Below are 18569 nucleotides of genomic sequence, written 5' to 3' on the forward strand. Positions count from 1 at the left end.
AGTCCCGTGGAGGCCCCGCATGCAGGCATGGCAAGTGCACGACAACGGCGAGCCCGGCGAGGTGATGCGCCTCACCGACGTGGAGCCGCCCACGCCGGCCGACGGCCAGGTGCTGCTGCGGGTGCGCGCCGCCAACATCAACTTCCCGGACGCGCTGCTGTGCCGGGGCCAGTACCAGGTACGCCCGCCGCTGCCCTTCACCCCGGGCGTGGAGATCTGCGGCGAGACCGAGGACGGCCGGCGCGTGCTCGCCAACCCCGTGCTGCCCCACGGCGGTTTCGCCGAGTACGCCCTCGCCGACGCCCGCGCCCTGCTCCCCGCGCCCGACTCCTTGGACGACGCCGAGGCCGCCGCGCTGCACATCGGCTACCAGACGGGCTGGTTCGGCCTCCACCGCCGCGCACGCCTGGAGGCGGGGGAGACCCTGCTGGTGCACGCCGCCGCCGGCGGCGTGGGCAGCGCCGCCGTACAGCTCGGCAAGGCCGCCGGCGCCACCGTGATCGGTGTCGCGGGCGGCGCGGACAAGGCCGCCGTCGCCCGCGAGCTGGGCTGCGACGTGGTGGTCGACCGGCGTGCCGAGGACGTCGTCGCCGCCGTCAAGGAGGCGACCGGCGGCCGGGGCGCCGACGTGATCTACGACCCGGTCGGCGGCGCGGCCTACGCGCAGTCCGCGAAGCTGATCGCCTTCGAGGGCCGGATCGTCGTCGTCGGCTTCGCCAGCGGCACCATCCCGAGCCCGGCCCTCAACCACGCCCTGGTGAAGAACTACGCCATCCTCGGCCTGCACTGGGGCCTGTACAACACCAAGAACCCCGAGCTGGTCCGGCGCTGCCACGAGGAACTGACCGAGCTGGCCGCCCGCGGCGCGATCAAGCCGCTGGTGAGCGAGCGCGTGCCGCTCACCGAGGCGGCGCACGCCGTGCAGCGGGTCGCCGACGGAAGTACCACCGGCCGGGTGGCCGTCGTCCTGGAGAAGGGAGCCGCCGCATGACCGGTACCGAGGAACTGCGCCGCCGCACACGGGAGTTGCTCGCCCAGTATCCGCCCGCGACCACCGGCCGCCTGGACTTCCTCCGGGCCCGATTCGACGCCGGCCTGGCCTGGGTGCACTACCCCGAGGGCCTCGGCGGGCTCGGCGCCCCGCGGTCCCTCCAGGGCGTCGTCGACGCCGAACTGGAGGCCGCCGGCGCCCCCGACAACGACCCCCGGCGCATCGGCATCGGCCTGGGCATGGCCGCGCCGACGATCCTCGAGTACGGCACCGAGGAACAGAAGCGGCGCTACCTGCGGCCCCTGTGGACCGGGGAGGAGGTCTGGTGCCAGCTGTTCAGTGAACCCGGCGCCGGTTCCGATCTGGCCGCGCTGGGCACCCGGGCGGTGCGCGAGGGCGACGAGTGGATCGTCAACGGGCAGAAGGTGTGGACGTCGAGCGCGCACGTGGCCCGCTGGGCCATCCTCATCGCCCGCACCGACCCGGACGTGCCCAAGCACCAGGGCATCACCTACTTCGTCTGCGACATGACCGACCCGGGCGTCGAGGTCCGGCCCCTGCGCCAGATCACCGGCGAGGCCGAGTTCAACGAGGTCTTCCTCACCGACGTCCGCATCCCCGACACCCGCCGCCTCGGCAGGACCGGTGACGGCTGGCGGGTCGCGCAGACCACCCTCATGAACGAGCGTGTCTCCATCGGCGGCATGGCCGTGCCCCGCGAGGGCGGCATGATCGGCCCCGTCGCCCGGACCTGGCGCGAACGCCCCGCACTGCGCACCCACGACCTGCACCAGCGGCTGCTGCGGCTGTGGGTCGAGGCCGAGGTCACCCGGTTCACCGGTGAACGCCTGCGCCAGCAGCTCGTCGCCGGCCAGCCCGGCTACGAGGGCTCCGGCATGAAGCTGGCCTTCGCCCGCCTCAACCAGGAGATCAGCGGACTCGAAGTGGAACTCCGCGGCGAAGAGGGCCTGTTGTACGACGACTGGACCATGCGCCGCCCCGAACTCGTCGACTTCACCGGCCGGGACGCCGGATACCGCTACCTGCGTTCCAAGGGCAACAGCATCGAGGGCGGGACCAGCGAGGTCCTGCTGAACATCGTCGCCGAGCGCGTCCTGGGCCTGCCCGCCGAGCCGCGCACCGACAAGGACGTCGCCTGGAAGGACCTGGCCCGATGAGTACACAGCCGGATCTCCTCTACTCCGAGGAGGAAGAGGCGCTGCGTGCCGCCGTCCGCGACCTCCTCACGGACCACTGCGCCGCGGCCGACGTGATCACCCGCACCGAGTCGGACACCCCGCACGATCTCGCCCTGTGGAAGCTGCTCGCCGACGGCATGGGCCTGGCCGGCCTGCTGGTCCCCGAGGCACAGGGCGGCCAGGGAGCCTCCGCCCGCGAAGCCGCGGTCGTGCTGGAGGAACTGGGGCGGGCGGTCGCCCCCGTGCCGTACCTCACGAGCGCCGTCGTGGCCACCGAGGCCCTGCTCGCCTGCGCCGACGAGGAGCTGCTCGGCCGGCTGGCCTCCGGGCGGACCATCGGCGCCCTCGCGGTCGGACTGCACCTCGCCCCGGACGCCGACTTCGCGACCGTACGCGCCGATGACGGCACCCTGCACGGCGAGCTGACCGGCATCGCGGACGCGGCCGTCGCCGACGTGCTGCTCGTCCCGGCCGACGACGGCGGCCTGTACGCCGTGACCGCCGACGCCGTCACGGTCACCCCGCAGGTCGCCCTGGACCTCACCCGCCCGCTCGCCACCGTCACCCTGGCCGGCGCGGCCGGCCGCCGGATCGGCGACGCCGGACCCGCCGTACGCCGGGCCGTGCGTGCCGCCGCCGGGCTGCTCGCCTCGGAGCAGCTCGGTGTGGCCGACTGGGCGCTGACCGAGACGGTCCGCTACCTCAAGGAGCGCAAGCAGTTCAACCGGCCGGTGGGCGGGTTCCAGGCGCTCAAGCACCGGCTCGCCCAGCTGTGGCTGGAGGTCGTCCACCTCCGGGCCGCCGCCCGCGCCGCGGCGGACGCACTCGCCACCGGCGAGGACACCGACGTGACCGTGGCCGTCGCCCAGGCCTACGCCGCCCCCGTCGCCGTCCGCGCCACCGAGGAGGCGGTGCAACTCCACGGCGGCATCGGCATGACCTGGGAACACCCGGCCCACCTGCACCTGAAGCGGGCCAAGGCCGACTCCCTCGCCTACGGCACCGCGGGCGCGCACCGCTCGGCGCTCGCGGAACTGGTCGATCTCCAGGCGCCCTGACCGGCGGACACCGGGCGCGCAGCTCCCCGGCGGGATACGTGAACAGAGGGCGAACCCTACGGATGGGGCCTGTGGTGAGATGCCGACCGCATACTCCCTTCGGGCCCCATCCGGCATCCCAGGGAGGCGGCACATGGCCCTCACCACCCGCCGCGGAGCCCTCACCACCCACGGCGCCGCCCTCACGGGCACGTTCGCCCCGCCCGCGCATCCCGCGTCGGCCGGCGCGCGCCGGCACCGCCCGCGCCCGCTGCGGCACGCCCACGCCCCCAACGACTGCGCCCACCCGCGGCCCCTGTTCGGACCGAGGGTGCCTCCACCTGCCTCGAACCCGACCGCCGCCTGCGCCGCTACCGCACCTGTGCTCGACCAGCTCGACACCGACGACCCCGCCGGCCCGAAGGCCTTGCTCGACGTCCGCCCCTCCGGGTGACACCACACGAACGGCGGACACGTCAGCGACCCGGACAGACCCTGCGCTACGCCACACTTGCCGCCGAACGCCGCACACGGGGCGTGGCGGAGGAGGTTCTGATGGCCATTTCCATCTCTGTGGTGCTGCTGCTCCTGATCCTGGCCGTGATCTTCATGCGCAACGGCGCGCTGAAGGTGTCGCACGCCCTGGTCTGCATGATGCTCGGCTTCTACCTGGCCAGCACCAGCATGGCACCCACCATCCACAGCGGGCTCACCGCGACCGCCGACCTGGTGAGCAGCCTGCGGCCCTGAGTCACCCGGTGGAGAAGACACCGATGCCGTTCGGCACCGGACGCTCGGCGCCACCGCTCGGGTGGTTGCGGACCGACACGGCGCCGGCACCCGTGGCGCGGGTGACCAGCTCCGTCGAGCCGCCGCCGTCGAGGTTGAAGGCGGCCGAGGCGCCCAGCGACCGCATGGTGTCCGCCTCCTCCGCGACGGTCTGGCCGCGGTAGTCCGCGGCACCGTCCAGCGCCAGGAGCAGCAGCTGCCGTCCGCCGCCCCTGTACCCCACGGCCGTGCGCACCGCCGAGGTCACGTCGTCCAGCCCGGACAGCGGCACGCCGCCGCGCAGCACCGGGAAGCCGCCGATCGCGAACGTGTACGGCACCCGGGACGAGGCCGCCACCAGGCCGTGCGTGACCTTCACCGGGTCCCCGACCGAGAGCGTGCGCAGCTCCCGCGCGCCCTCCTCCCGGCCCACCAGGACCGTGGTGTCCGCCGGGATCGCGCCGCCGCCCGGCGAGCCGGAGACGGAGGCCACCCGGCCGGCGCGCACCTGCACCTCGTAGGTGTCGTCGCTGCACGGCGCCGACCGCTGGGTGTCGGTGCCGCAGACGGCCCGCGCCCGGGAGGCACTGCCCCACTTCGCGGTGAAGGCGCCGACGGAGTTCACCGGCAGGGCGTACTGGTTCAGGCCCCCGAGGGCCAGCCGGCCGTCCGGCATGCTGACGGTGCCGGCCAGGGAGAGCCGGTCCAGGCGGGCCCGCCGGTCCATGCCCACGCCGAAGACGTCCCGCGTGGTCGTCCCGGCAGGCAGCGCCGGACCGAACCGCTGGCCCTCGGGCACGGCCGCCTTGAGTACCCGCCCGTCCGCGACGGCCGGTCCGACGGACGCGCCGGTGGCCTGCACGCCCGGATGCTGCGTCTCGGTGATGTGGAAGAAGTCGCCGTTGACGCCCCCGACCGCCCCGGCCGAGTCCGCCAGCCGGGATACGGTGGCACGGGCTGCCACCGCGCCCGGATGGAGCAGGTCGACCCGGACGTGCGGGTTGGCCAGGTCGACCGTGAGCAGGTGAGCGCGGGCGGTTCCCGCGCGGGCGTCGATGTCGAACTGCCGGTAGATCACGCCCGGCGCGATCCACCGGCCCGCCGGGGCAGCGGCCGCCGGGGCCGCCACCGCCGACGCCGTACCGGCCAGCACGCCGAACGCCGTGACCGTCGTGAGAACCACTCTGCGCACTGCCGAACGCCTGCGACGTCTCGCCACCGTGCCCCCTGATGTCTCGTCAACTGTCCTCCGGGCAAGGGCAGTGCACCAGACTCCGGCGGCCGACAGGCCGACTAGGTGTCTACTACGCGAGAACGGGTGAGAAAACGCACCCCCTCGGGCGCCTCCAGCGAGAAGCCGCTGCCCCGCCCCGGTACGACGTCCACGATCAGGCGGGTGTGGCTCCACACCTCGTACTGACTGCGCGACATCCAGAAGGTGACCGGATCCTGGACGCCCTCCACGGACAGCTCCGCCAGCAGCACGTCCGAGCCGCCGGTGCGGAACTCGCCGTCCGGATAGCACATGGGGGCGCTGCCGTCGCAGCAGCCGCCGGACTGGTGGAACATCAGCGGACCGTGCTCGGCGCGCAGCCGGCGCACCAGCTCCGCGGCCCGCGGGGTCAGTTCGACGCGGGGTGCCGCGACGCGGGGGACGTCGTCTTCCATGTCACCGTCCTGGACAGCGGGGGCGTCGTGACCGGACCAGTCTCACGCCCGGTCAGGGAACCGTCCAGAGAGCGTCCTTGTCCGCCAGGGCGGATCAGCGTCCGGCACGTCGAGCATCGTGCGGTTCGGGTCCGGACGGCCGGGCGTCGGGCACGACCCCGTGCCCTGTACCCGCGTGACACGGCTCCCCGGGCGGCCGGCGGCGCCGGTCGGGCCGCCGGCGCGGTCCCGGTGGCAGGCCGGCAGGATGGGGTCATGCACGCTCCGTTCCTCCGCCCGCCGCAGCCGCGGTTCGTCCCGACGGGCGACTACCCGCTCTGGGACGAGGCCCTGGCGGCCGTCAACCGGGACCTGGCAGTGACCCTGCCCGACCAGCGTCCGCTGTGCCTCGTCGCCTACCCGGGTGAGCCGGAGGAGGAGGCGGAGCGCGTGTACGTGGCCATGGCGGACGGCGCCCTGCACGGCAACTCCCTGCAGCCGTCGTCGACCGCCGCCGGAGCCCTCCTCGACGTCGCCGGGGCCGCCCAGGACACCGTCATGGGGTTGCGGTGGCTGGCGTGGCCGGTGTGCACCCTCCACGAGCTCGGGACGCACGTGGCCGACGAGGCCGGACGCCCCTCCTGGTGGTGCCGGGGGACCGAGGGACCGGACGGCCCGGGGCACGTCCGCGCGGCAGTCGGTGAGATGGACACGGTCCACCGCCCGCGCCGCCCGGACCGCAAGCGCCGCACGGAACGCACGCCGCGCGACCCCCACTGACACCGGCCCGGGCCCGGACCCGGCCCGGGGCGGCTCCGGGGCGGCCCTGTGAACCGCGTCAGTCGGTGGGCCCGTGCTGCCCGCGCCGTCCGTGCTGCCCGCGCCGTCCGTGCTGCCCGCGCCGTCCGCGCTGCCCGCGCTGCCCGCGCCGTTCGCGGCGGGCCCCGGCCAGCAGCGGCAGCAGCGACAGCACCACCACCAGGGCGACCAGCGGCAGCAGGTAGTCGTCGACGTGCGGTACGGACGCACCGAGGACGTAGCCGGCGAGGACCAGCGTCTGCGACCACAGCACGCCGCCCACGGTCTGCCACAGGGTGAAGGTCCGCGCGGGCACGCCCAGGGCACCCGCCACCGGGTGTACGACCGTGCGCAGCACCGGCACGAACCGGCCGATCACCAGCGCCTTGCCGTGGCCGTAGCGCGCCAGCAGCTTCTCCGCCCGCGCCGCCGCGTCCTTCACGCGCCTGCTGGAGGTGCGCGCCAGCAGCGCCCGCCCGCCGTGCCGCCCGATCAGGTATCCCACCTGGCCGCCCGCCACCGCCCCCACCGCCGCGCACACCAGCACCTGCCACAGCTCCAGGCGCGCCGGCTGTTCGGCGCTGCCCGCGCACAGCACCCCGGCCGGGAACAGCAGGGTGTCACCGGGCAGGAAGAAGCCGACGACGAGCAGGCCGGACTCGGCGAAGACCACCGCCAGGACGCCCAGCGCGCCGAAGGCGGCCAGTACCGAGGCGCTGTTCGTCGGGTTGACGGCGATCACCGGCCGAGCCTCCTGGCCTCGCTGGGATGCGTTCCGTCCACCAGCATCGCCTGCCCGGCACGGCCGTGCGCGTCAGCCGGCCCGGCGCAGGCGCGCCCGGCCGGTGGCGTAGAACGCGGATCCGAAAGCAGGACAATGTGTCAAACGCCTCGACGGAAAGGACATCGGCAGGGAAACTGTCCTCAACGGACGTTCCTCCGCGCTCCGTTGCCCGACCGACACAGGCGTGGAGGACGGCCGTGTCGCGCGCCCCGGGGAGGGGGAGGGCCCGACAGGGCGACTGACGCGCGAGATCACCCACCAGGCCACGGCCGGTCCACACCGGCCGGCCCGGTGCGGCCTGCCGAACCCAGACCTGACTGTTCATGACAGACGGAGGACGTCTTGAGGAAAGCTGTCCGTCAATGGCTGGCGCGTTCCACCGGTGCGACGGCCGCGGCGCTGATGCTGGCCGGGTACACGGCGGGTGCCACGCACGCCGCCGACCAGCACGGTCACGACATGAACATCACCGCGCACTTCGCGGCGACCGTCGCCGCGGACCCGGACACCGTGACCTGCGGGGGTTTCGACGTGACCGCGCAGGGGCGCGCCGCCGGCACCCCGATCGGCGGCAACGGCACATGGCAGGACCAGGAGAAGGCCTGCACGCTGAGCCTTCCCGGCCAGTACGACATCAACGGGACGGCGGTCATCGGCGCCGGTGACGGCGACCGGATCGCCCTCGGCTACCACCTCACCGCGCCGCTCACGGAGGACCCCGTCGTCCACCCGTCCGGCACCTACTGGATCATCAGCGGCACCGGCGCGTACGCGTCCGCCACCGGCGGCGGACGGATGAACTCCGTGGTCGACCTCCACGACACCTCGCACGTCTCCACGAGCCTGCACGGCACCCTCTACTAGCGACGGACGAAGGCGGCGGGCGGCGGGTGACGCCGCCGCCCGCCGCCAGGGTTCCCGGCGCCGGCCCCGGCCTGTCGTCCGGGCCTCCCGGACGACAGCCGTGGTACGACGCCGGAGCACCTCCTGACCGCGCACCCCGAGGGGCCGCCATGAAGAGCACGATGCAGGACCGTCCACTGCTCGTCCGCGACATCCTCGCCCACGGGCAGCGCGTCTACGCGGACAGCCAGGTCGTGCGCTGCGCCGACGGACCGGCCGCCCGTTCCGCGCAGTCCTTCGCCGCCATCGCCGGCCAGGCCGAACGGCTCGCCGCGGCGCTGCACCGACTGGGCGTGCGCCCCGGTGAGCGCGTGGCCACGCTGGCCTGGAACACCCCCGAGCACCTCGTGGCGTACTTCGCCGTACCGGGCATGGGCGCGGTGCTGCACACCCTCAACCTGCGCCTGCACCCCGACCAGGCGGGCTACATCGTCGAGCACGCCGAGGACGCCGTCCTCCTGGTCGACGCGACCCTGCTGGAGACACTCGCCCCGCTGCGGGACCGGCTGGGCGCCGTCCGCGACGTCGTCGTCATCGGCGACGCGCCGAAGCCGGACCTGCCCCGGCACATCGCCGTGCACCGCTGGGACGAGCTGCTGGCGGCCGAGCGGCCCGGCTTCGCCTGGCCCGACCTGGACGAGCGGGAGGCGGCGGCGCTCTGCTACACGACCGGCACCACCGGCCATCCCAAGGGCGTCGCCTACAGCCACCGGTCGATCTTCCTGCACACGCTCGGTGTGTCGTCCGGCGCCGGTTTCGCGATGCACGACGGCGACCGGATCCTGCCGATCGTGCCCATGTTCCACGCCAACGCCTGGGGCTGGCCGTACGCGGCCTGGCTGGCGGGCGCCGACCTGATCATGAACGGGCGGCTGCTGCACCCCCAGGAGCTGGCCCGGATCATCGACGAGGAACGGCCCACCGGGGTAGCGGCGATCTGCACGATCTGGAACAGCCTGGTGCGCCATGGTGAGCACCACCCATTGGACCTGAGCGGTGTACGGCTCGCCGGCTGCGGCGGTGCCACCCCGCCGCGCGCCCTCCTCCAGCAGCTGAAGGACCGCTACGGCGTCCGGCTGAAGCAGGGCTGGGGCCTGACCGAGACCAGCCCGCTGGCCACGTTCGCCGTCCCACCGCACGGCACCTCCGACGAGGAGGAGGTCGACTGGCTCGCCAAGAGCGGCCGGCTGATGCCCTGCGTCGAGGTGCGGCTGATCGCGGAGGACGGCACCGAACAGCCGTGGGACGGCACGTCGGTGGGCGAACTGGAACTGCGCGGGCCCTGGGTGGCCGGCTCCTACTACAACACCCCCGACTCCGCCGAGAAGTTCCACGACGGCTGGCTGCGCACCGGCGACCTGGGAGTGATCGAGCCGGGTGGCTGGGTGGTGGTCAGTGACCGGCTCAAGGACGGCATCAAGAGCGGCGGCGAGTGGATCTCCACCATCGAGCTGGAGAACGCGATCATCGAGCATCCCGCGGTACTGGAGGCCGTCGTCGTCGGTGTCCCCGACCCGCGCTGGGAGGAACGCCCGCTGGCCTGTGTGTCGTTGCTGCCGGGCGCCGATGTCGGCGTCGATGAGCTGCGGGAGTTCCTGACCGGGCGGGTGGCCCGCTGGTGGGTCCCGGAGCGGTGGTCGTTCGTGGACTCGGTGCCCAAGACCAGCGTCGGAAAGTACGACAAGCGGTCGGTGCGTGCCATGTACGCGGACGGCACCCTGCGGGTCTCGGCCGCACCGCGGGTTCCCGGTCCGCCGTCCGCGAGGTGAGCGCCGCTGTGGTGCCCCGGCCGTCCGGGGCACCACAGCGGCCAGGGCTCGGGAGGAGATCCGGCCGCCCGGCCGCTCACCCCGGCACGCCTCAGGCGGACACCCGTCGGGCCGCCTCGGCCAGCAACTCCCGCTGTTCTTCCGCCTCCAGACCCAGTTCCCGTACCAGCCGGAAGGTCAGCAGCAGCCGGGCCTGGAGCACCGTCTCGGGGTCCATGTGCCCCCCGCCGGACGCCTCCCCGCCGTACAGCCCCTCGGTGACCAGGCCTTCGAGGAACGCCGGCGGGAAGTCCTCCGCGCCGGCCTCCAGCGAGCCGAGCACACCGGCGACGTAGCCGCTGATCTCCTCCGGCGCCGCACCCTGCGGGAACCGGCGGCGGACCGCCAGCGCGAACGCGGCGCCGACCGCCTGCCCGTAGTGCGGCTCGCCGGGATCCAGAGCGGTGGACCTCTGCGCGAACCCGATGAAGTCGAACGCCAGCAGTGCTCCCAGGACGTCGAGTTCGGTGACGGTTGCCTCGGTCATGCGGGCTCGCCTTTCGCAGCGGGGGAAGTGACCGGAGTGCCGCGGGCGGCGGTCACCGCCGCGGCCGCGATGCGTTCGGCGTCCCGGCCGACGAAGCCGAGCAACGCCGAACCACGGGTGCGCATCCGGTACAGGCCCAGGTAGTAGCTGCCGGGCAGCGCGCCCACGCCCTCCGTGTGCCGGGGCTGTCCGGCCTCGTCGAGCATCGCCGGGTCGAGCCAGCTCCAGTCGGTGCGGTAACCGGTCGCCCAGATCACCGCGGACGGCCTGAGGCGCTCGCCGTCCGCCACCAGCAGCTCGGCGCCCCGGGCCGCGGTGATCCTGCCCACCGTCCGGATACGGCCGTCCGCCACCAGCGCGGGCACCCGGTCGCCGACGACCGGATCCGGTGCCCGCATGCTCACCGGCATGCTCATCACGCCGAGGACGCTCATCCACCAGAACATGTCCCGCCCGACGACCGTCTGCGGCAGCGCCGGTGAGACGGTGTCCCCGCAGCTGAGCACCACCCGGTGGGTGCCGGCCAGCTCCACGGCTATCTGCCGCCCGGAGTTGCCGTCCCCGACGATCACCACCGTGCCCGGCGGGACCTGCGCGGGGCCGTGGTAGTCACCGGTGTGCAGGGACCGCACGTCCGGGGCGAGCGCGCCCCCGAACTCCGGGATCCGCGGGGTGCCGAACGCGCCGGTCGCGATGACGACCTGGCCGGCCCGGCAGTCGCCGTGCGCGGTGGTCAGCAGATAGCCGTCGCCGTCCCTGCGCAGCGCCAGCACCCGGTGCCCGGGCAGCACCGGAAGCCCGAACCGCCGCGCGTACTCCCGCAGATACGCGGCGACCTCGTCCTTGCCGGGGTAGCGCGCACCGGGGCCGGGAAAGGGCAGACCCGGCAGCGCCGAGAACCGCGCGGACGTGAACAGTCTCAGCGACTCCCACCGCCGCTGCCACGTCTCGCCGACCGCGCTCCCGGCGTCGAGCAGCACGCAGGGCACGCCGGCCTGCCGCAGGTAGTACCCCGCGGCGAGCCCGGACTGGCCCGCCCCGACGACGGCGACCGGCACGGTGGCCGGCAGCGCGTTCACCGGGTCTCCCCGGCGACCGCGCGCGGGCGGCGGCCGCCGACCGGGCGGGCCGGGGCGGGACCGCCGCGCAGACCGGCCAGGACCACGGCGGAGGCGGCGGCACACACCGCGGCCGCGACCCACATCGCGGCGTGCAGCCCGGTCAGGAACGCGCTGTCGGCGTCGGCCACCACGGCCCCGCGCAGGCCCGGCGGAGCGTGCACGACCGCTCGCAGGGTACCGCCGAGGGACGTTCGCGCCCCGGCGGGCAGCGCCCCGGCCGCACCGCCCAGCGAGTGCCGGTACACCGACCCGAGGACGGAGCCGAGCACCGCGACACCGAAGGCCGTACCCAGATGCCGCACCGTGTTGGCGACGGCGGACCCGGCGCCGGCCTTCGCGGGCCGCACCGCGGACATCGTCGCCGCCATGCCCACCGCGAACGTCGCCCCGAAGCCCAGCCCGAACAGCGCGTGCACCGCCTCGAAGACCCAGACCGGGGTGGTGGCGTCCACCACCGCGTAGAAGACACAGCACGCGGCCATCAGCAGCCCGCTGCCGCCGAGGGCGACCGCGGGTCCCCAGCGGGCGATCAGCCGGGTGGCGACGGCACCGGAGAGTGTCGAGCCGACCGCGAGCGGCAGTGTCAGCAGCCCGGCCTGCACGGGCGTGAAGTCCCGCAACTGCTGGAGGTAGAAGGAGAGGATGTACGTCGCCCCGGTCGCGACGAAGAACGAGGCGGCCAGCGCCGCCGCGCCGATCGCGAACCGCCGGTCGGCGAACAGCGACGGGTCGAACGCGGGCTGGTCCTTGCGGCGGGCGGCCACCACCATCACCGTGAGCAGGACCAGACCCAGCAGGACCGGGCCGACCACGCCCCCCTCGAGCCAGCTGCTCTCCTCACCGCCCTCGATCACTCCGTAGACGAGGGCGCCGACACCGGCGACCGACAGCAGCACCCCGGTGACGTCCACCCGGGGAGCCCCGAAGCCACGGTTCGCCGGCACCAGCACACCGACCATCGCCAGCGCGACGACCGCGAAGGGCACGTTGACCAGCAGCAGCGTCCCCCACCAGAAGGCCGACAGCAGCGCGCCGCCGACGACCGGCCCGGCCGCGATGCCGATCCCGGCCGACATCGACCAGTAGCCGATGGCCCGGGCCCGCTCCCCGTCGGGGAACACGCTCGCGATGACGGCCATCGTGCAGCCCGGCACGACGGAGGCGCCGACCCCCATCACGGCGCGCCAGCCGATGAGTTCGGCCGGGCTGGACGCCCACGCGCCGGCGAGGGAAGCGCCGAGGAACACCACGAGGCCGGCCAGCAGCACCCGCCGCCGGCCGAACCGGTCGCCCAGGATGCCCGCGGTGAACAGCAGCGCGGCGAAGGTGAGCGTGTAGGCGTCCATCGACCACTGCAACTGGGCGTTGGACTCGCCCAGTCCGCTCTGGATCGACGACAGGCCCACGGTCATCACCGTGTTGTCGATGGTCGCGATGAACATCATCAACGCCATCGCGCCCAGTATCAGCCACCGTTTGGGGTCGGCGGCCTGATCAGTTCGCATGTCGGTTGTCCTCACTCCTTGGACCGGACCCGCCGGACCCGCAGGTCCCGTCCGGGGCGGTCCGGCCGGGCCGCCGGTGAGACGGCCCGGCCGGCCGGTCAGTTGGCGTCGAGTGCCCGGCGCAGCTCGCCGGCCAGAACGCGCAGCCCCTCGCCGCGCATCACCGTGTAGTGGTCGCCCGGAACGTCGACGAGGCCGGCGTCACCGGGGAAGTACGCCATCCAGCGCGACGCGGTCTCCACCGTCGCACCGCCGTCCGCGGCCCGCAGCGCCAGCACCCGTCCGGCGAAGCCGCGGGGCGAATGGCTCAGCAGAGCCCGGTAGTTGGTCCGGAACCGGGTGAAAATACGGCTCAGCGTGCCGAGGTCGACGTCGTCCGACAACGCTCCCGCCGCGCATGCCTCGCTGTGCAGCACCTGCACGGGCGGGCGGCCGTCGAACGCCTCGGGCGGCAGCTCCCAGTCCACACCGGCCAGTCCCGCCAGGTCCCGGGCGAACCAGGACAGCAGCATCTCGTCGGTGACGGACGTGCCCTCGGCCGGCCCGGGCGGCTCCAGCAGATCCACCACGGCCAGCAGATCCACCTCGGCGCCCGCCGCGGTGAGCTGGGCGGCCGTCTCCAGGGCGATCACCCCGCCCATCGACCAGCCCCCCAGCCGGTACGGCCTCTCGGGCAGCGCCTCACGGACCGCCGCCGCGTAGTGCGCGGCCATGTCCTGGACACTGAGCAGTTCCACGTCCGGCGACTGGAGCGCGTAGAACGGCTGGTCCTCGCCGAGGAGTTCGGCGAGTTCCGCGTAGCAGAGCACGTCACCGCCGACCGGGTGCACGAAGATCAGCGGGGGCCGCGAGCCGGTGGTGCGTACCGGCACCAGTGCCGTGCGGCCACCTTCGGCGCTGCCGGCCTCCCGGACCGCCTGGGCGAGCAGTTCGATGGTCGGCCGGGCGAAGAGGGTGGACAGCGGCAGGCTGCGGCCCAGGCCGCGGGCGATCCTGGCCATCAGCCGCACGGCGAGCAGCGAGTCACCGCCGAGTTCGAAGAAACCGGCGGTCACCCCGACCTCGGCCATGCCGAAGAACTCCGCCCAGATCTCCGCCAGGCGGCGCTCCACGTCGTCGCGGGGCGCGATGAAGCCGGTGCCTTCGGCGGCCACTTCGTCCGGTGCGGGCAGCGCCGCCCGCAGGACCTTCCCGTTGTCGCTCAGTGGCAGTTCGTCCAGGACGAGGATCCGCTGCGGCACCAGATAGCGGGGCACCGCACGGCGCAGCGCCTCGGTGATCCCGGCCTCGGTGTCCGCCCGTCCGTCGTCGAGGACGACGTAGGCGATCAGCCGCTTGGGGCCGTGCCGTTCGCCCGCCGCGACGACCGCCGCGGCCCGCACGCCCTCGCACTGGGTGAGGGCGGCCTCCACCTCACCCAGCTCGATGCGGTACCCCTGGACCTTCACCTGGCAGTCCTGCCGGCCGAGGAACTCGATCGTGCCGTCCGGCAGGAAGCGCCCCAGGTCACCGGTGCGGTACAGCCGTTCACCGGTGACCGGGTGGTGCACGAAGGCGGCCCGGGTCTTCGCCTCGTCGTTCAGGTACCCGCGGGCCAGACCGACACCGGCGATGTAGAGGTCACCGGGCACCCACACCGGGCAGGGCCGCATCGCGCCGTCGAGGACATGGAAACGCTGGTTACGCATCGCCCTGCCGTAGGGAATGCTCACCCAGTCCTCCCCGACCTGCTCGATCGGCTGGCAGATCGACCAGATGGACGCCTCGGTGGCGCCGCCGAGGCTCCACTGCTCGGCGTCCGGCAGCAGCAGCCGGATCCGGCCGGGCAGCGTCACCGGGATCCAGTCCCCGCTCATCATCACCAGCCGTACCGGCAGCCCGGTCAGCCCGTTCGCGAGGGCGTGCTCGGTGAACATCTCCATCAACGCCGGAACGCTGTTCCACACGGTCACCCGGTGCTCGGCGACGAGTTCCGCCCAGCGGGCCGGCTCGCGGTGCGCGGACGGCTCGGGCAGGACGAGCGCGCCGCCCACCGACAGCAGCCCGAAGATGTCGTAGACCGACAGGTCGAAGTTCAGCGCGGACAGCCCCAGCGCCCGGTCCGCCGCGGTGACGCGGTAGCGCTCGTTGACGTCGACCACCGTGTTCAGGGCCGCCCCGTGCTCGATCATCACGCCCTTCGGCAGCCCGGTGGAACCCGAGGTGAAGATCACGTAGGCGAGGTCGGCCGGTCCGGCGCCGCACGGGCCGAGCGGCCGGTCGTCACCCTCGTCGCCGGCCCGCACCACGGTCCTGGCCACGCCCCGCGGCCACACGGCGGTGTCCTCCACCCACGGCTGGGTGACGACACGGCTGATCCCGGCGCTGCCCAGCAGCACCCGCAGCCGTTCGGCGGGCACGCCGGCGTCGATCGGGACGTACGCCGCCCCCGCCCGCAGGATGCCGAGCGCCGCGACGACCTGCTCCCAGCCCTTGTCCATCACGATGGCCACCAGGTCGCCGGGGCCGGCTCCCTGCGCGCGCAGCCGGTGCCCCACCTGGTTGGACCGGCGGTCGAGACCGGCGTACGTCAGTGTCAGCGCCGGCGTGATCACCGCGGGTTCGTCGGGCCGCGACGCGGCCTGCGCGAGGACCCCGTCGTGCAACAGCCCGTCCGGTACGGGCCCGTCGGTGGCGTTGGCCGAGTCCCGCACGTCCAGATCGGCCGCCGGGACGAGAACGGGCACGGGCCGCTGCCACGCCCCCGGGTCCCGCGACAGGTCGTCCAGCAACCGCAGATAGGCGGCGAACATGGCGTCGACACAGCCCGCGGGGAACAGCTCCTCGATCACGTCCCAGTTCAGGACCAGTTCACCGGCCTCCTCCACCGCCTGGTGGTCCAGCCACACCTGCGGGGTGCGGACCGAGCTGCTGACCTGGCGGCCGTTCTCCCCGATCCCGGCCAGATACTGCACGACACCCCGCCGCTCGGTGTCCTGCTGACCGGCGAAGTTCACCAGGCTGGTGAAGACGACCGGCGCGGCGGCCCGCACCGATCCGCCCCGGGCCCGGTTCAGTTCCCTGAGCACCTGCACCCCGCTGACCTGGCTGTGCTCCATGTCGCTCCACAGCCGGCGCTGCACCTCTTCGGCCCGGCGGGCGAACGCCTCGGTGGCCGCGTCGTGGATCTCCAGCAGCAGGGTGGTGGAGAAGTTGCCGATGACGTCACCGGCCTGCGGGTGCAGCGGCAGGCGGTTGAAGAACAGCAGGTTCAGCGAGAAGTCGGGGGTGGCGCTCCACGCCGCGATCACCTGCGAGTACGCGGTGCACAGGGCCGCCGACGCGCTGACCCCGGCCGCCGCCGCGTGCCGCTTGAACCGGGACCAGTCCCGGCTCGACAGAGTCGCTCCCCGGTGGTGGAACACCGGCCGGTCCAGACTCGACGGGTCGACCGCCAGCGGCAGTTGCGGCGCGGGCGGCAGCGTGTCGAGCCGGTCCCGCCAGTAGGCCAGCGCCCGGTCGTGCTCCGGACCGCTCTCCAGGGCGCGGGCCTGCCGGACGTAGTCCCGGTAGCGCAGCCGCAGTTCGGGCAGCGTCTCACCGCGGTAGTGCGCGGCCCACTCCTTGAACAGGATCGACGTGCTGAAACCGTCGATGATCAGGGCATCGAACCCGGCGTGCAGCCGGACCACCCGGTCGTCGATCCGGGTCACCCGCACGTCGAACAGCGGCCAGCGGGCGGTGTCGAACACCTGCTGCCGCATCTCCTCGTGGACAGCGGTCAACGCGGCCTCGCGCCCGGCCGGATCCAGCGCACGGACGTCGCTCTCCCGGAGCACGTAGGCCGGAACGTCCCGCAGCACACGCTGCTCGCCCTCGGCCGTGAAGACCGCCCGCAGCATGTCGTGCCGTTCGATCATCGCCCGGAAGGAGGCGGCGAGACGGCCGGTGTCCACGTTCTCCAGATCGACCTCGATCTGGAAGTAGGTGGAGGTGCCGCCCAGTTCGAAGGCGTCACCGCGGCCGACGAGGTACGCCTGCTGAAGGTCGGTGAGCCCGAACGGCTCGTAACGGTCCGCGTCCTCGGCCCGGGACGCGGTGCCGGCGTCCTCGGCGGCCTGCCCGGCCGCCGCGCCGCCGTCGGTCTCGTGGGCGCTCCCGGCTCCGTGGCCGCTCCCGGCGTCGGCCGCGGTGCCGAGGGCGCGGAGGAGGTCGTCGGTGATGTCGTCGGCGCCGCGGCCGTTGAGGAACGCCGTCATCGGCAGCAGGACGTCGAACCGCCGGCTCAGGGCCAGCCGGATCTTCATCGCGATCAGTGAATCGAGACCGAGCGCCTGCAACGGCTGGCGCCCGTCGAAGCGGGCCACCTCCATACCCAGCGCCTGCGCCACGGTCCGGGCCACGAACGCCCGCACCTTCTCGGGCGTGAGGGCGGGCACTTCTTCGGCCACGTCTGCCGGGTCGGGGGCGGAGGCCGTCAGGCTCACGGTCTGTGCGCGCGGCCCCGGCACCACAGGCGTCGGTGCGGCCGCGGATTCCGCGCCGGGCCGGGTAGCGGCCGGAGCGAACCGCACGCCATCGGCCTCGGCCACCAGCCGCCCGTCTCCCGCGACGAGCCGGATACGCGCCCGGGCGCCCTTGTCGAACAGTTCCGCATGGCAGCGCAGCCCGTCCCCGGGGCCACCGCGGCGGTAGTGGACGAAGCGGTCCAGGCCGACCGGCACGAGGGCCGGTCCGCCCACGGGGAAGCAGGCCAGCGCGGTGTGGAACATCGCGTCGACCAGCCCCGGGTGCAGCAGATAGGGCTCCGCCTCACCCGACACGGCGGCCCGGATCGCGGCCGTGGCCTCGTCCCTGCCGAGCCTGATCCGCTCCACCCAGCGGACGGCCGAACCCAGATACAACGCACGCTGCCACAGCAACCGGTACAGCTCGTCCCCGGTCAGCTCCCGGCCCGACTCCACCACCGCGAGCGCCACCGTCGGCGCGGCCGCCGCGCCCGAGCGGACGTGCCCCTCCGCGTGCAGCTGCCAATCACCGGCCGCATCCTGCGCGTAATACCGGAACGCCCCGTCGTCCACGACGAGCTGGACGGCGCGTTCGGTGATCGCCGACGGGTCGGCGCCGGCCGGGGCGAGCACCAGATCCAGCGGCAGCTCCAGATCCTCGACGGACACCGGCCCCGGCCCGGCCAGTTCGGTGACCGCCTCGATCGCCGACGCCAGGAACACCCCGGCACCGACCACCGGCCGTCCGCCGACCACGACGTCACCGAGGCAGGGATGTGCCGCCGGGTCGAGGCGGGCGGCGAACTGCGCCTGCGCCAGCGGCGACGGCAACCGCACGCCCAGCAGACGCACCGGGTCCGCCGGTTGCCCCTCCGGACGCGGCCCGCTCACCGCGCCGACGGCAGGATCGGGGGTGAGCCAGTAGTGCTGGTGTTGGAAGGGGTAGGGGGGTAGTTCGGTGGGGTGGGTGTTGTAGGGGGTGAGGAGGGTTGGCCAGTCGATGGTGATGCCGTGGGTCCAGGCTGTGGCGGCGG

Annotated in this window: 15 protein-coding genes; 8 read left to right on the plus strand and 7 right to left on the minus strand. The window is 73.8% G+C overall.

Features of this window, described 5'->3' with window-relative positions:
* Window positions 1–19 precede the first annotated feature (19 nt).
* From ACGFT1_RS32255 to ACGFT1_RS32275, 5 genes are all read left to right on the plus strand, one after another.
* Window positions 20–991, plus strand: a complete 972-nt coding sequence (locus ACGFT1_RS32255) for an NADPH:quinone oxidoreductase family protein (RefSeq protein ID WP_373912517.1) — start codon at window positions 20–22, stop codon at window positions 989–991.
* Window positions 988–2169, plus strand: a complete 1182-nt coding sequence (locus ACGFT1_RS32260; protein WP_373912518.1) for an acyl-CoA dehydrogenase family protein — start codon at window positions 988–990, stop codon at window positions 2167–2169. Before ACGFT1_RS32255 ends, ACGFT1_RS32260 begins: the two co-directional genes overlap by 4 nt.
* Window positions 2166–3248 carry an acyl-CoA dehydrogenase family protein gene (locus ACGFT1_RS32265; protein WP_373912519.1) on the plus strand — a complete coding sequence of 361 codons (1083 nt, stop codon included), beginning with the start codon at window positions 2166–2168 and terminating at the stop codon, window positions 3246–3248. The genes ACGFT1_RS32260 and ACGFT1_RS32265 overlap by 4 nt, the downstream gene beginning before the upstream one ends.
* 133 nt (window positions 3249–3381) lie before the next feature.
* On the plus strand, window positions 3382–3681 hold the full coding sequence (locus tag ACGFT1_RS32270; protein WP_373912520.1) for a hypothetical protein: 300 nt from the start codon (window positions 3382–3384) through the stop codon (window positions 3679–3681).
* A gap of 101 nt (window positions 3682–3782) precedes the next feature.
* Complete coding sequence (locus ACGFT1_RS32275; protein ID WP_121790007.1) at window positions 3783–3977, plus strand: hypothetical protein; 195 nt, start codon at window positions 3783–3785, stop codon at window positions 3975–3977.
* 1 nt (window position 3978) lies between these two features.
* Here ACGFT1_RS32275 and ACGFT1_RS32280 read toward each other — a convergent pair whose 3' ends face one another.
* Window positions 3979–5178, minus strand: coding sequence for a phosphodiester glycosidase family protein (locus tag ACGFT1_RS32280; protein ID WP_373912521.1), 1200 nt, complete (start codon window positions 5176–5178; stop codon window positions 3979–3981).
* 110 nt (window positions 5179–5288) lie between these two features.
* Window positions 5289–5663: a DUF779 domain-containing protein gene (locus ACGFT1_RS32285; protein WP_373912522.1), complete on the minus strand. Its 375-nt coding sequence runs from the start codon at window positions 5661–5663 to the stop codon at window positions 5289–5291.
* A gap of 255 nt (window positions 5664–5918) precedes the next feature.
* On the opposite strand from ACGFT1_RS32285, the gene ACGFT1_RS32290 reads away from it, so the two are divergent.
* Complete coding sequence (locus tag ACGFT1_RS32290; protein ID WP_373912523.1) at window positions 5919–6422, plus strand: hypothetical protein; 504 nt, start codon at window positions 5919–5921, stop codon at window positions 6420–6422.
* 58 nt (window positions 6423–6480) lie between these two features.
* On the opposite strand, the gene ACGFT1_RS32295 is transcribed toward ACGFT1_RS32290, so the two are convergent.
* A complete protein-coding gene (locus ACGFT1_RS32295; RefSeq protein ID WP_373912524.1) occupies window positions 6481–7182 on the minus strand; it encodes a DedA family protein in 702 nt (233 codons plus the stop codon).
* A 384-nt stretch (window positions 7183–7566) separates the two neighbouring features.
* On the opposite strand from ACGFT1_RS32295, the gene ACGFT1_RS32300 reads away from it, so the two are divergent.
* Window positions 7567–8088, plus strand: coding sequence for a hypothetical protein (locus tag ACGFT1_RS32300; RefSeq protein WP_373912525.1), 522 nt, complete (start codon window positions 7567–7569; stop codon window positions 8086–8088).
* A gap of 149 nt (window positions 8089–8237) precedes the next feature.
* Window positions 8238–9896 (plus strand): long-chain fatty acid--CoA ligase, encoded by a 1659-nt coding sequence (locus ACGFT1_RS32305; RefSeq protein WP_373912526.1) that lies wholly within the window; start codon window positions 8238–8240, stop codon window positions 9894–9896.
* 91 nt (window positions 9897–9987) lie between these two features.
* Here ACGFT1_RS32305 and ACGFT1_RS32310 read toward each other — a convergent pair whose 3' ends face one another.
* From ACGFT1_RS32310 to ACGFT1_RS32325, 4 genes are all read right to left on the minus strand, one after another.
* Window positions 9988–10422, minus strand: coding sequence for a hypothetical protein (locus ACGFT1_RS32310; RefSeq protein WP_373912527.1), 435 nt, complete (start codon window positions 10420–10422; stop codon window positions 9988–9990).
* The gene (locus ACGFT1_RS32315; protein WP_373912528.1) at window positions 10419–11501 is read right to left on the minus strand and encodes a flavin-containing monooxygenase; all 1083 of its coding nucleotides are present in this window, start codon (window positions 11499–11501) and stop codon (window positions 10419–10421) included. Before ACGFT1_RS32315 ends, ACGFT1_RS32310 begins: the two co-directional genes overlap by 4 nt.
* The gene (locus ACGFT1_RS32320; protein ID WP_373912529.1) at window positions 11498–13048 is read right to left on the minus strand and encodes an MFS transporter; all 1551 of its coding nucleotides are present in this window, start codon (window positions 13046–13048) and stop codon (window positions 11498–11500) included. The genes ACGFT1_RS32315 and ACGFT1_RS32320 overlap by 4 nt, the downstream gene beginning before the upstream one ends.
* A gap of 98 nt (window positions 13049–13146) precedes the next feature.
* Window positions 13147–18569, minus strand: a 5423-nt coding sequence (locus ACGFT1_RS32325) for an amino acid adenylation domain-containing protein (protein WP_373912530.1), incomplete at its 5' end; no start/stop codon positions are given.

It is taken from the genome of Streptomyces sp. Y20 (assembly GCF_043195475.1).
Taxonomy (GTDB): Bacteria; Actinomycetota; Actinomycetes; order Streptomycetales; family Streptomycetaceae; genus Streptomyces.